Below are 13,976 nucleotides of genomic sequence, written 5' to 3' on the forward strand. Positions count from 1 at the left end.
CCGAATTCCTCCGTTTGTTCATCTTGCTCCCAGCGGGCACTTAAACTCCATTGGTCCTGCCGACGATTGGCGGGTCCGCTGTGCCGTCGAGATGTTCTCGTCATTATTTTCGCTCAAGCAGGATTGATGGTAGGTGGAGATCATGTTGCTGCCTCAGCCTCATCTCGGTCCTGCGCTGAGACGCTGGCGCGTTCTTCATCGCGTTAAGCAGGCGCATGCCGCTGAGTTGATCGGCGTGGCGCAGTCGACCATCTCGCGTTGGGAATCAGGTTTACAGCAGATGGATCCTGATCAGCAAACACGCGTGGAAGCGCTGGTCGGGGCGCGGCTGACTTCGGCAGCGGACCGGGCGCTTGCGCGGCTTGTCGAGCGCAGTCCAGGCGGCGCTCACCTGATCTGCGATCATAGTCATAGGCTGCTCGCGCTCTCGCCCACTCGGCGCAACGAATTTGGTTGTGTCGCCGACGCGATGATTGGTCAGTCGCTATGGCGCTTCGCGACCGACGAGCTGGTACGCAACGAAGCCACTCTCCCTTCACTCGGATGGCATGACTTGGCCGCGCCTCCGGAGATTGTGGCCGAGACCGGCGCCAACGGATCGAACCTCATTCCCATCAAAGCGGGCCGCTGTCGCTGGACAAGGCTCCTGCTGTCCGATGGCGCGGCCGTTCGGCTAGTGGAGACGCTTAGCTGACCTACGGCGCGCATATGTTATGCGTTGCCCAGTGCTTCCTCCCGCCGCATGTCCGCCAGGTATCGCGCACGAAGCGGAGGAGAGCATGGGTCGTGCCTGGGTGACGCTGGCGTTAGTCGTGGCCAGCACCGTTGTTGGCTTGATGGGAACGGACCTGGTCCTGCCGGCGGTTCCCCTCCTCCCGGATGCGCTTGGCGGCGACGCATCTGGCGCACAGCTGGTTGTTGCGGCTTATGTCGGTGGCAGCTGCGCGGGGCTACTCGGCTTCGGTGCACTAAGCCAGCGGTTCACGACGCGGGCGCTTTTCATCGGCTCGCTGATCTCGACAGCGGCGCTGTCTTGGACATGCAGCATCTCCCCGTCGCTCAACGCTCTTGTAGCTCTGCGCGCGGTTCAAGGTGCAGCTGCCGCTGGCCCTGCCGTGTTTGCCCCGGCCGTCGTGAAGGTGATGTTTGACGAGGCAAGAGCGATGCGAGCTTTGGGGCTGCTCGGCAGCATCGAGTCGCTCGCGCCAGCACTCGCACCGATCGCAGGCGCGGTCCTCCTGTCGATTGGCGGGTGGAAGCTCTCGTTTAAGGTGCTTGCAATATCGGCGGGGGTGCTGGCGGTACTGCTGCTAGCGACTAACCGGCTGCCGCAAGTAGATCGCCGGGTCGGCGGCAGCTACCTCGGACTACTGCGTGACCTGATCTTCCTGCGCTATGCGCTCAGCCAGGCTCTGGTTCTTGGTGGCCTGCTCACCTTCGTATTCGGGATGCCGGCAGTATTCGTGCGGGTACTCGGCGGCTCAATCGTCGATTTCATCGTTATGCAGGTGTCCGCCATCGTGACCTTCATGGTGGCCGCGAACTTCGCCGGACGGGCAGCGGAGCGCTTCGGCGCCGAGCGAATGATCACCCTTGGGACCATGCTGGCGGCCGTTGGTTCGGCCGGACAGCTCGCCTATGCGCTCGCGGGTGGCGCGGAGACGCTGGTGATCACGTCCCTATTCGTCCCGGTGAACATCGGTCTAGGGCTGCGCGGTCCTCCCGGTTTCTACCGGGCGGTTCTCGCCTCGCGCGGAGACGATGCGCGCGGCAGCGCTCTCGTAGTGTTGGGTATACTCGGAGCTGCTGCGATCGGGACAGCTCTTGTTGCGCCTTGGATCGAGGAGGGAACCATCCCCCTCGCAGGTGTATCGCTCGTCATGCATGCCGCGGCGGCAGCAAGCCTGGCGCTCTTGCCGAGGCTGAACGTCAGGCCGGCAGGGGCATAACACCGGGGGCGGTAAGATCTGGAGGTGGTGAACTATACAGGGTAGCGCTCCCGTACGGCTGACAAAGAGCAGGTGGCATCATGGTTGTGATCCGGAGATCGAACATCGGAGACGGCGACCGGATCGTTCAGATATGGCGCGACGCCGTCAACGCTACACACGACTTCCTGATGCCGGAAGATCGCGCCGCTCTCGACGAGCTGGTAAGCGGATTTCTGCCGGGCGCCTCGTCCTGGTTGGCCGTGGATGGCAACGATCGTCCGATGGCATTCATGCTGATTGAGGCCAGCCACATGGAGGCTCTCTTCGTGGACCCCGCTGTCCGGGGAACCGGCATTGGCGCTGCGCTCGTTCGGCACGGCCTCGCTCTGCATCCACGCATGACGACGGATGTGAACGAGCAAAACGGGCAGGCGATCGGCTTCTACGAACGGATGGGCTTCCATCGCACCGGTCGGTCACCTCTCGACGGTCAGGGCCGACCCTATCCTCTGATCCATCTCGCATACGACGGATAGCGGGCGTTCGGCTCGCCAGAGCAAGCGGCGGGCGGTTTGAACCGGAAATCGCATCTGCACCTTTTGGAGGCCGCTATACGCCGTGACGAGTTTCTGCTGCCGCCCATACCCGCTCGTTCCAGCCACCATCAGCGCTTCCTGAGTACAGACATTGCCGGCAGTTCAAATCGGAAGCTAAACTGCCCCGCCAGCGCAGAAGCGGTAGACGTATCGCCACAGCGATCCCGGGGGCGGGTGCGGGTTCCACCCTGCCGCTGGCAACTCCCGCCCATCGGCCAATCTAACCTAAGTTGCTCAGAATACTCGGAACTGACCTTTCGTGAGCGGAGTTCGAAAATCACCAAACATGGAGGCAGATCGTGGCACAGAAAGGCGCAGGCGGTAATCCGGGCGCGATTACGACTAAGGGCGGCGATGGCGCACGTGGCAGTCTCGGCACCGGGCGCGGCGGCGGATCGGAGAACGGCGCCAAAAAGACATCCACGAAGAAGTCACCGAAAGACGGTGATAACGCAGGCCAGAAGATCAGCGGCGCCTAGCCCGCGCCGCCTACGCTGCTAATTCGCTCCCAACCGGCCGCGAGCTCGCGAGCGGGTCCCAGCTGCAGCCGCCCGAAAGCGGAGCGGCAGAGAACGCCGATCAGCGGACATACGGTCAGCTCCCGAGCTGATCGAAGGAAGTCAATATGGGGCACGGCCCAGCCGAGCCGCTACCACACTCATGAGCGAGCCGGCTTAGCGCAGCGCGGGCTCGTTCCAATTCCGCGATCTTGGCATCAAGCGCCGCGATCCGCTCCCCGGCAAGCGCGCGCACGCGCGTCCGGTCGTCCGTGGCATCGAGCGCCAGTAGCTCGTCAATCTGCGCCAGCGTGAACCCTGCCGCCTGCGCCGACCGGATGAAGCCGAGGCGGCGCACGTCTTCATCCCCGTAGCGCCGCACCCTCCCGCCGCTTCCCGTGCTTCCCGGCCGCTCGGGAGTCTTCAGCAGTCCTCGACGCTGATAGTAGCGCACCGTCTCGACACCGACGCCCGCCCCGTTGGCAAGTCCGGCGATGGTCAGTCCAGGCACCTCTTGACTCCGTACTGTGGTACGGACCCTATATGGGTAGCAGCCCGACGGACACCAGCTCGAAAGCCGCTGCCATGACCACAACCGCCGAACCTCCTCGCGCGACCCTCTACCGGATGGTGATGGACAAGCATGTCTGCCCCTTCGGCCTGAAAGCGAAGGACCTGCTGCAACGTCAGGGCTACACGGTTGACGACCATTGGCTGACCACGCGCGAGGAAACTAACGCCTTCAAGGCAAAGCATGGCGTGAAAACGACGCCGCAGACCTTCATCGGGGGCGAGCGGGTCGGCGGTTATGACGACGTGCGCCGCCATTTCGGCAAGAGTGTCGCCGACCCCAAGGCGACCACCTACAAGCCGGTTGCGGCGCTATTCGCGATGACGGCTCTGATAGCGCTGGCGGCCAGCCACGCCGCCTACGGCACCCCGTTGACGCTGCGGGCGGGCGAGTGGTTCATTGGGTTCAGCATGACAGTGTTGGCGCTGCTCAAGCTCCAGAACGTCGAGAGCTTCGCCACCATGTTCCTCAACTACGACCTGCTGGCGAGGCGCTGGGTCCCCTACTCCTACGCCTACCCCTTCGCTGAAGGGCTGGCCGGCGTGCTGATGATTGCGGGCGTGCTGACCTGGCTATCGGTGCCGGTCGCGCTGTTCATCGGCACGATCGGGGCGGTGTCGGTGTTCAAGGCAGTCTATCTCGACAAACGCGAACTGAAGTGCGCGTGTGTAGGCGGGTCCAGCAACGTGCCCCTCGGCTTCCTTTCGCTGGTCGAGAACCTGATGATGATCGCGATGGCGGCCTGGATGGGAATGGCGGCGCTGGTTCTATAATAGTTGACAATTCAATTTAACGAACAGCGCTAGAGATAACCTTGTTCGGTTGATACTGCGCATTACCAATCAGTTCACTTAAGTTCGTCAAGCATCTCAAACTGGGATTTATTGGTAAATAGTATCATTTACTATAATATGATCGGAGAATGATCGTTTTAATCTCTTTATGTTTCATCGTCTGACACAAAGACGAAAAATATACTTCGTATAGCGCCCTTGGCTTGAGAGCATCTCGCCCAAAGGGGTTTTCTGGTAATGCGAAAGAAAGTGTGTCTGCGCCTCTGGCTGCTGTGCGGTGTTGTGGTTCCCGTGACGCCGACGATTGCTCAGGCGGAAAGTACAGCGCCAGCGGTTGATCCATCACCGGCGGGCGAAGGGTTGGATGATATCGTGGTTACCGCGACCAAGCGGGAAACCAGTCTTCAGAAAACGCCCATTTCAATCAGTGTCGTCGATGCCGAGATGATCCGGGACCGCCGCGTTCAGAGCCTGCTGGACCTCGCCGATGGCAGCGTGCCGTCGCTGCGCGTCACGACCTTCGAAGCGCGCCAGTCCGCGCTCACCATCGGCATCCGTGGCATCGTGCCGCTCGACGCCAACCAGCCCGCCCGCGAACAGGGCGTCGGCGTCTATATCGATGGCGTGTACCTGGGGCGCCAGCATGGCCTCAACGCCGCCCTGTTCGATACCGAGCGGGTGGAAGTTCTGCGCGGCCCGCAGGGCACGCTGTTCGGCCGCAACACCGAAGGCGGCGCGCTGTCGATCGTCACCAGGGCGCCTACGGGTGTGTTCGGGGGCCGGGTCGAGGGCGGCTTCGGCAACCTGGGCGCCTACACCGGCACCGCGCACATCGACCTGCCAGAATACAACAACCTGTCAGTCAAGATCGACGCGGTGAAGCAATATCAGGGACCGACGACCGAAAATCCGCTGTCGGGACAGACCGGCTGGGGTTATTTCGATCGCGTCGGCGGCCGGGTCGCCGCGCGCTGGCGCCCGATGAGCGACATCACCAACGATTTCAGCTACGATGTCGCCCAGGACAAGAATTCGCCGTTCTACAGCCAGTTGCTGCGCTACAATCCGTATGGCTGCGTTGCCGGTCCGCAGGCCAACGCGCCCGATTGCGTCCTACCCGGCACCGATTACACCAACCTGACCGGGGTCGTGCGGCCGATCGGCCCGGGGGTCGAGATCAATGGCGACACGTTGATGCGCAAGGCGGACATCGGCGTGCCGCAACAGCCCAGCGTCGACAAGACCTTTGGCTTCACCAACAACTTCCGTTGGAATTTTGGACGGGGCCTCGAGATCCGCTCCATCACCGCATGGCGCGGCGTGGATGTGGAACAATGGGACAATGCCGGCGGTGCGCACCGCCCACCCGTTCTGGCGATCGACCGCAATGCGACCACGGGGCTGTTTCCGACCAGCGTTCCGTTCAGCCGCTACAGCCTCGCGAACCTGCGCCAGCGCCAATTCAGCCAGGAATTCCAGGCGGTCGGCGCAATCGACCGGCTCGATTATGTGGCCGGACTGTTTTACTTCAACGAACGGGTGAGCGACGACGCCGCGACGCCGAACTCGAACAGCTGGACGGTTGATCCGAACTCGGGGCAGGTCACCGGCGTCACGATCAACCCTGCGGTGTTCACGAACCCATTCGCCCGAATCGATCGTGCGTCGGACGTGCGCTCGCGCAGCTATGCCGCCTATGGGCAGGCCACCTGGCACGCCACCGACATGCTGCATCTCACCCTCGGCGGCCGCTACACGCGCGACGTGAAGCACGGCGACCTGCGCATCGCCAGCGGCGTTGATTACGGCACTAATCCGGAGCAGGCGGCACTCCGCGGCTATCAGCCGCTCGACCGCAGCTGGAACCGCTTCGATCCGATGGTGACATTAGCCTATGACGTGAACCGCGACGTCCACGTCTATGCCAAATATGCGACCGGCTATCGCGCGGGTGGTGCCAGCTCACGGACGATCAACTACCAGCCGTTCGATCCGGAGGACGTGAAGTCCTACGAACTCGGCATCAAAACCGACTTCTGGGATCGACGCGCGCGCTTCAATCTGACCGGCTACATCATGGACCGGAACAACAGCCAGGTCGACATCAACAGCTTTCTATATCTCGGCTCAAGCACCTACAATAACCTGGAAACGATCAACCTGCCCGGCACCGCCAAGATCCGCGGCATCGAGGCGGATCTGACGGTGCGCCCGGTTGATGGCCTGACGCTCAACGCGGCGTACGCCTACACCTATACTCGCCTGCCGCTCACCCCGATCACCTACACCGCTCGCAACGCGGCGGGCGTTGTCACCGACCAGACCACGGTGCTGCAGCAATTCTATGTCGTGTTTACACCCCGCAACGCGGCGAGCGGCGCGATCGATTATGTTTTGCCCGTCGGCAACGGCGATACTGAGTTCCGCTTCCACCTGGACGGCAATTACGCCCAGTCAACGCAGACCTTCGACGCTTATGCCACGCGCAACGACCCATCGCTGATCTTCAATGGGCGGCTTTCCCTAGCGAACATCGCGATGGATGATCGCGATCATCGGCTGACCATCGCGCTGTGGAGCCGCAACATGTTCAACAGGCAATATGTTTATCGCCGCGACCCGACCCAGGCGCTGCCCGGCGCGCCCAGCGCAACCAACGTCCGCACGGGCAGCATCGCCAATGTCATGGGTGAATACGGCAATTTTGCCATGCCGCGCACCTATGGCCTGGACGCCTCGATCCGGTTCTGATCGATTTACCGGAATGAGCAAAGGGGGCGGCGCCGCGGCGTCGCCCTTCGTGTCTCGCACCGGCGGCGTTCTCGCGCCGGCAAAGCAGCACCAGAGGCGACCGGGCACGCTTTTGCCGCGCCCGTTCAGCGACAGCCCGGCGACTATAGAGCGGGCAGACGGAAAATGGACGGGCGGACGCCGCGCACCAGCACTTCGGGCATGTCGTGCCGGAGCCAAGCAGCTATGGAACGGCCATGAACATATTGATTGTGGAAGACGATGCCGAGCTTGCGGCATCGCTGGCCGCCGATCTGACGACCATGAACTACACCGTCACCACCGTCGTCACGGGGCGAGAAGCCTTGGCGGAAACGGCACGCCAGGTGTTTGACGCCCTCCTGCTCGATTGCATGCTGCCGGAAATGGACGGGGTATCGGTCGTAAAGGCACTGCGTGATCGCGGGCAGATGCTACCCGTGCTCATGCTTTCGGCTTTGGGCCGATCGGTGGAAAAGGTCGAAGGGCTTGAAGCGGGAGCAGACGATTATGTCGTCAAACCAGCGCCCGCGTCGGAGATAGCCGCGCGGCTGAAGGCGTTGGTGCGGGCGCGAAACTGGACCGCGGGCGAGGGAGATACCCTTACTGCAGGGCTCATCGTGGTCAGCCCGGTGCAGCACCGCGCCTGGTACGACGGCCAAAGTGTCGATCTGACCCAGTTTGAATTTAAGTTGCTTCTTGAGCTCGTTCGTCACCGTGGCGGATATGTCGGTCGCCAGATGCTGCTCGAGCGTGTCTGGGGTTATGACTTCGAGCCCGCCACCAACATCGTCGAGGGGCTTGTCCGCTCCCTGCGGCGCAAGCTGGTGGGAAACGGGCGCGCCGACCCCATCATCACCAAACGTGGCGTCGGTTATAGTCTTCGTTGCTGATCGTGGCGCTGCGCACGCTCACCATCCTGTTTCTTCTCGTATTCGGTGCGGCGACGCTGATTACGGGCCTCGCGACCTATTCTGCGTCGTCGCAGGCGCTTGAGCGCTTGGTCGATCGCCGTATTGCAGACGTCAGCAGCGCGGTCTTGTCCCAAGCGTCTCCTGGCGACAAGGCGTCGATCCTGGCCCTGATCGACACGTTCTCGCGCCAGCGTGCCAGCGGGGATGTCGGCTTTGAACTGGAGGATGCAGCAGGTCGCAGGCTCGGGGGCAATGTTACGCTCGCACGCCCCGTTCCGATGGGTTTCTCAACGCTGCATCCTGGTGATCGAATTGCGGGCTTGTCGAGCGGGCGCGCGGAGATGCGCGACGCCGGCGGAGGCCTGCGCCTCATCACCATTATCGAAACAGAGCCGATCGACGGCTTCACGCGGGTACAATGGCGAAACTACCTGCTTGGCTTCGGGTCGATTGCTGCGATTGTTTTAGCGGGCACTGCCATCTTCGGCATTTTGGTGCGCCACCGCATCACTGACGTGCGTAGAACAGCGGAGGCGATCATCGACGGCGACATGAAGCGCCGAGTGCCGCGTTCCGGCGACGGCGGGGTGTTCGATGCTCAAGCCGCGGCATTCAACCGCATGCTTGATCGGATAGAGAGCCTGCTAGAAAGCGTGCGCAACGTCAGCAGCGACGTCGCCCATGATCTTCGGACGCCGCTGGCGCGCCTGCGTGGCCGGTTGCAGCGGATCGCCGGTGCGCCCTTGGCTGACGACGCGGCCATAGAACTCGACGCTGCGGTGGAGCAATGCGACGAAATCCTCGCGATCTTCGCAGCTATTCTGCGCATCGCCGAGTTAGAGGGTAATGAGCGACGAAAGGCCTTCGCGCGCGTCGACCTTGCCGAGATCGCGGCCGGTGTCATCGCGGCGCTGTCGCCTGCCGCATCGGAAAGCGGCCATGTCTTGATACACGATGGTTTGTCGTCGGTGATTGTCGACGGCGATGGCGCCTCAATCACGCAAGCGGTGTTCAACCTGGTGGAAAATGCGCTGCGCCACACGCCCGCGGGCACCGCCATCATAGTCTCCGCCGGGCAAGCGACAGGCACGGCCACTCTAGCCGTGCGCGATCACGGGCCGGGAATCACCCATGCGGACATGGCCACGGCGCTTCGGCGGTTTGGGCGGATCAACCCGAGCCGTAGCGCGCCGGGGCATGGGCTTGGGCTACCGCTCGTTGAAGCGGTTGCGCGGCTACACCGCGGCGCTCTGACACTTGCCAATGCGAATCCGGGCTTGCTGGCGATGCTAAACCTTCCTCTGCGAGCCGAAGGCGGGCCAGCCACCTGATAGATCGGCCGGGCTCGTGGAACGAACCCCGCCCACTTCAACTCCGGCTACAACTTTGCTCCCCAGCTCAAAACGAGCTGCGGCCTCACGGCAATGTCGTAATCTGTCAGGTGAACAACGTACGCTCGGCTCGTACAGCGGCGCTCATTCGGTCGATCTCCGCTTCCGTGTTGAACAACGCAGGGGTCACGCGCAGCACCGGTCCGGACGCGAGCCCCTGCTTGGCAACCACGAGCACGCGATGCTTCTCCAGCAGCACCTTTTGTGCCCGCTGGGCATCTGGCCAGCTACTCTGCTTCGGCAGACGAAAAGCGCCGATTACCGCGTGGCGATCGGGTTCCTGCGGATGAACGATCTGGAGGCCCGCGACGCCACTGACCCCCGCCACCCACCGGGCTTGCAATTCGCTGAGGTGCGCGAGCTTGCGTTCGGGCCCGCTCGCCAGATGCTCGGCGATGGCATGGGGGACAGTCAGCCTGGCCGCGAAATCGACGGTGCCGGTCGGCACGCGCGCGCGCACGTCATCATCCGCCCGGATGTGGTTGCCAAGCCAGGGCGCGATGTCGGCGAGCCGGTTACGCCGAATGTAGATGCCGCCCGTGCCGAGCGGCGCTGCCACCCACTTGTGCAGGCTGAAGCCCATGAAGTCGACGCCGAGCGCATCGACATCGACCGGCAAAAGGCCAACCGCCTGTGCGCTGTCGAGGATCACGTCGGCACCCCGTCGACGCGCCATGTCAACGATCTCGCGGACCGGCATGACAAGGCCGTTGCGGTTTGACACATGGGTGAGGAGGACCAGCCTGATCCGCGGGTTGCGGAGAAGCGCTTCGTCATAAGCGGCAAGGATGTTGGCGGCCGTGGCAGGCTCGGGCACGGTCATCCGCTCGACACGAATATCGCGTGAGCTTTCCAGATACGCCATGGCGTGCTGCATCTCGTCATAGTCGACGTCCGCCATCAGCACCGCGTCACCGGACTTGAGCAGCCTATAGTTGACGATCAGCCCGTACAGCGCCTCGGTCCCGCCGGCGCAGAGCGCGACCTCGTCCGGCTTCGCTCCGATCAACGACGCCGTGGCATCGGTGGCGGGCTGCAACCGCGCGTCCCGCGTTGGCCCGGGCAAGGCGCTGCGCAGGAACAATGCGTTGTGCCGGTTCACCCACTCGCCATGCCGGCGATACGCGGCCGCAGTCGTCCGGGTCATCGCGCCATAATAAGCTGCATCCAGGTTCACGATGCTGCGATCGACGTCATACCGTGCCGCGAACGAGGCTCCGCTTGCGCGCGCCCCGTTCGCGTTGGCAGCGCCTGACATTGCCGCCATCGCTGCCGCCGCCCCTCCGATGAAGCCTCGACGATTGTGCATTGTACCTACCTTGATCCGGACCTACCACTTGCCTACGGACAATACGTAATAACATCACAACACCAAAGGGATTCCGATGAGATCGTTCGCGGTCGTACTCTGCGCTGCCTGCGCGCTACCGCTATCGGCTCTGGCCCAGGAGACGAGCCGGGAGGCCGATCCGAGCAGCCAAAGCCCCGATGGAGAGATCATCGTCACGGGAAGCCGTTTCGGTGGCCGCACCGCCACGCAATCTTCGACGCCGGTCGACTCGATCTCGCGCGAGGAGTTGCAGCAGAGCGGGCGCGTCGATCTGATCCAGATGCTCAAGGTTCAGGTGCCGAGCTTCAGCGCACCGCGCCCGCTCGCATCGGGCGTAGGCGACTTCATCCAGCCACCATCTCTGCGCGGTCTTGGCGCCGGCGAGCTGCTCGTGCTGGTCAATGGCAAGCGCCGCCACACAACAGCCGATCTCAACTCCAGCAACGGCATCGGGCGTGGCGACGTGGCTGTCGACTTTAACGCAATACCAACTCTCGCGCTGTCGCGGATCGAAGTGCTTCGCGACGGCGCTGCGGCCCAGTACGGCTCCGACGCGATCTCGGGCGTCATCAACATGATCCTCGACCGGTCGGTGGGCACCCGCGCGCAGGCGAGCTACGTTCAGACGACCAAGGGCGATGGCGACACCTACGAGGTTTCCGCTTCGACTGGCGTGTCGCTTGGCAATGAAGGCGTGTTTCGTCTCACCGCCGCCTATCTGGACCGCGGCGGCACGAACCGCGCTCGTCCGGACACGCGGCAGCAGTATTTCGGCATGAACGCCGCTGGCCGGCCGGTTGCACCTTCAGCAAATTACGGCTCGGGCGTTGGCCTCACGCCCTCCAACGGTACGCTCGATCCCCGCGAAGCAGGGTTCAACCGTGACGTGTTCCAGCAAGGCGATCAGCCGAGCCGCAACTATCAGCTGTTCTACAATCTCGTGGCGCCAACGGTAGACGGCACCGAAGTGTACAGCTTCGGCGGGTACAATCGCCTCGACGGCGATATCCGGTATCTCTTCCGCCGGCCTGGTCAGGACGAGACCGTTCGCGCGCTCTACCCCATTGGCTACAGCCCTGGTCTCGATACTCGATTCGAGAACGTCTCCACCGCGCTTGGTCTGCGCGGCGATCTCGCCGGCTTCGGCTGGGACCTGTCGACCGTATATGGCGTCAGCACGGTCCGCACCAGCTACGTCAACAGCGTCAACGTGTCGCTGGGCGCCGCGTCGCCCGCGCGCTTCTATCGCGGGGGCAGCGACTTCTATCAATGGACCAGCAATCTCGATCTCACCCGCGAGATCCCGCTTGGTGACGATCAGCCGTTGCGCCTCGCATTTGGCACCGAGTACCGGGAGGAGACCTATCGGCTGTTCTCCGGTGCGCCCGACGGTTATCGCAACGGCGGCGTGCTGATCCCCGATGGTCCGAATGCCGGCCGCCCAGGGCCGATCGGCTCGCAGCCCGGGCCCAGCAACGGTCCCGACGACCGCGCTTCCATCGACCGCAACAGCGTTGCCGCTTATGCCGAGCTTGAGAAGCAGTTCTTCGACCGACTGCTTCTCTCTGGCGCCGTTCGGCACGAGCATTATTCGGACTTTGGCGACACCACCAACTTTAAAGTCGCTAGTCGTCTAGGCTTGTTCGGCGGCTTTGCACTGCGCGGATCCTATAACACCGGCTTTCGCGCGCCCGCGCTGGCGCAGTCCGGCTACAACGCTTCGAACACGCTCATCCTCAACGGGACACAGGCAATCGTCCGGGTCGCGGCGGTGGACAACCCCGCAGCACGGCTGGCTGGCGCATCGGACCTCAAGCCGGAAAAGTCTCGGAATGTGTCGGTAGGCGCTGTGTTCGAGGCCAGCGGCTTCACAGCGACACTCGACGCCTACCGCATCAAGGTGCGCGACCGTATCGCAATCTCGTCGACGTTTCAGGACGCCCGGCTAACCAACTTTCTCGCCGCCAACGGCCAGTCCGGATTTGCCGCGCTGTCGTTCCTCACCAATGCCGTCGACACCAGTACTCAAGGCATCGACCTCGTGATGAACTACCGCCACCGCTTCGGCGACGGCAGCCAGTTCAGCGGCACATTGGCGGGCAATTATAACAAAACTGAGTTCGACCGGATCTCCGGCACTCCGACACCTATCGCTGCTCTCGGCATTGCAACGCCGCTGTTCGACCTCACCCAACAGCTGCGCTTTTCCGACAGCCTTCCCCGCGACAAGATCACGCTCGATCTCAATTATGCGCGCGGACCCTTCACGCTTTCGGTCACCAACACGCGTTACGGTAGGGTCTCTACCGTCGCATTGCTCAACCGGACACCTGCGCAGGTCGCCGCACTGGTGCCCGGCTACGATGTGCAATTGTCGCCGGCATCAAGCAACGCGACGAACTCCGACATCATCCAGAGGTTCGGGGCCAAGGTGCTGACCGATGTTGAACTTGGCTGGCAGGTGACACCCGCCCTGCGGCTGAGTGCGGGCGCTCAGAATTTGTTCGACCTCTATCCCGACGAGAACATCGCCTCGACCGTGGCAAGCGTCGAGGCCGGGACCAATGGGGCGGACAATGCCGGAACCCAGCCTTACAACGCGATTTCGCCTTTCGGCTTCAACGGCCGGTCGGTCTTCGTGCGAGCTGGCCTGAGCTTCTGAGGCCAGTGTGGTGCCGACAGCAAGTCCGCACCACACTGGCCAACGTCGGACTGGCGAAAGCATCATGAGCCTGTCCACTAGCCATGCATGTGTTGAAAGAGTGGCGACATTTGAGACGCCAGGAACTTAACACATCAGCGAAAACCAGCATCGAGCGTAATGTGACGATCGCTGGCGGTGCCATACCAGCCTGCCGCTCGAACAAACGACGATAATGTCTATCGTCCGCTTGAAGAAGCGCACCATGCGTGCCGTCCTTGGCGATCCGTCCGCCCGCGAAAACGCGAATGCGATTGAGCGCCCGAACCGTCGATAGCCGGTGCGCGATGATGATGGCGGTGCGGTTCACCATCAATCGCTCCATGGCCTGCTGGATCGCTGCCTCACTCGCGGAACCGAGGCTGGAGGTCGCCTCGTTTAGGATCAGGAACGACGCATTCGCGAGGATAGCTCGCGCGACCAGTGCTTATGAGTGGAGCCGAGTTTTTGATGCGTTGCGATCACAACAACAGCGGCGACGT

At 62.8% G+C, this 13,976-nt stretch carries 10 protein-coding genes; 8 read left to right on the forward strand and 2 right to left on the reverse strand.

Going from position 1 to position 13,976, the window contains the following annotated elements; genetic code table 11:
- Positions 1 to 142 precede the first annotated feature (142 nt).
- From SPMU_RS11790 to SPMU_RS11800, 3 genes are all read left to right on the forward strand, one after another.
- A complete protein-coding gene (locus SPMU_RS11790; RefSeq protein ID WP_088334153.1) occupies positions 143 to 694 on the forward strand; it encodes a helix-turn-helix domain-containing protein in 552 nt (183 codons plus the stop codon).
- A gap of 85 nt (positions 695 to 779) precedes the next feature.
- Positions 780 to 1,949: an MFS transporter gene (locus tag SPMU_RS11795; RefSeq protein WP_088334047.1), complete on the forward strand. Its 1,170-nt coding sequence runs from the start codon at positions 780 to 782 to the stop codon at positions 1,947 to 1,949.
- 80 nt (positions 1,950 to 2,029) lie between these two features.
- Positions 2,030 to 2,467: an acetyltransferase gene (locus tag SPMU_RS11800; protein ID WP_088334048.1), complete on the forward strand. Its 438-nt coding sequence runs from the start codon at positions 2,030 to 2,032 to the stop codon at positions 2,465 to 2,467.
- A 654-nt stretch (positions 2,468 to 3,121) separates the two neighbouring features.
- Here the strand turns inward: SPMU_RS11800 and SPMU_RS11810 are convergent.
- Positions 3,122 to 3,526, reverse strand: coding sequence for a MerR family transcriptional regulator (locus SPMU_RS11810; RefSeq protein WP_425442182.1), 405 nt, complete (start codon positions 3,524 to 3,526; stop codon positions 3,122 to 3,124).
- An 83-nt stretch (positions 3,527 to 3,609) separates the two neighbouring features.
- Between SPMU_RS11810 and SPMU_RS11815 the strand changes: the two genes are divergently transcribed.
- The 4 genes from SPMU_RS11815 to SPMU_RS11830 all read left to right on the forward strand — a co-directional run bounded on the left by SPMU_RS11815 (position 3,610) and on the right by SPMU_RS11830 (position 9,403).
- Positions 3,610 to 4,368 (forward strand): MauE/DoxX family redox-associated membrane protein, encoded by a 759-nt coding sequence (locus tag SPMU_RS11815; protein WP_088334154.1) that lies wholly within the window; start codon positions 3,610 to 3,612, stop codon positions 4,366 to 4,368.
- 258 nt (positions 4,369 to 4,626) lie between these two features.
- A complete protein-coding gene (locus SPMU_RS11820) occupies positions 4,627 to 7,140 on the forward strand; it encodes a TonB-dependent receptor (RefSeq protein ID WP_088334051.1) in 2,514 nt (837 codons plus the stop codon).
- A 236-nt stretch (positions 7,141 to 7,376) separates the two neighbouring features.
- A complete protein-coding gene (locus tag SPMU_RS11825; RefSeq protein ID WP_088334052.1) occupies positions 7,377 to 8,051 on the forward strand; it encodes a response regulator transcription factor in 675 nt (224 codons plus the stop codon).
- 2 nt (positions 8,052 to 8,053) lie between these two features.
- Positions 8,054 to 9,403: a HAMP domain-containing sensor histidine kinase gene (locus SPMU_RS11830; protein WP_245833215.1), complete on the forward strand. Its 1,350-nt coding sequence runs from the start codon at positions 8,054 to 8,056 to the stop codon at positions 9,401 to 9,403.
- A 106-nt stretch (positions 9,404 to 9,509) separates the two neighbouring features.
- Here SPMU_RS11830 and SPMU_RS11835 read toward each other — a convergent pair whose 3' ends face one another.
- Positions 9,510 to 10,772, reverse strand: coding sequence for an aminotransferase class V-fold PLP-dependent enzyme (locus SPMU_RS11835; RefSeq protein ID WP_088334054.1), 1,263 nt, complete (start codon positions 10,770 to 10,772; stop codon positions 9,510 to 9,512).
- A gap of 76 nt (positions 10,773 to 10,848) precedes the next feature.
- On the opposite strand from SPMU_RS11835, the gene SPMU_RS11840 reads away from it, so the two are divergent.
- On the forward strand, positions 10,849 to 13,455 hold the full coding sequence (locus SPMU_RS11840) for a TonB-dependent receptor plug domain-containing protein (protein WP_088334056.1): 2,607 nt from the start codon (positions 10,849 to 10,851) through the stop codon (positions 13,453 to 13,455).
- The last annotated feature ends 521 nt before the right edge of the window (positions 13,456 to 13,976 follow it).

The organism is Sphingomonas mucosissima (genome assembly GCF_002197665.1).
Classification (GTDB): domain Bacteria; phylum Pseudomonadota; class Alphaproteobacteria; order Sphingomonadales; family Sphingomonadaceae; genus Sphingomonas; species Sphingomonas mucosissima.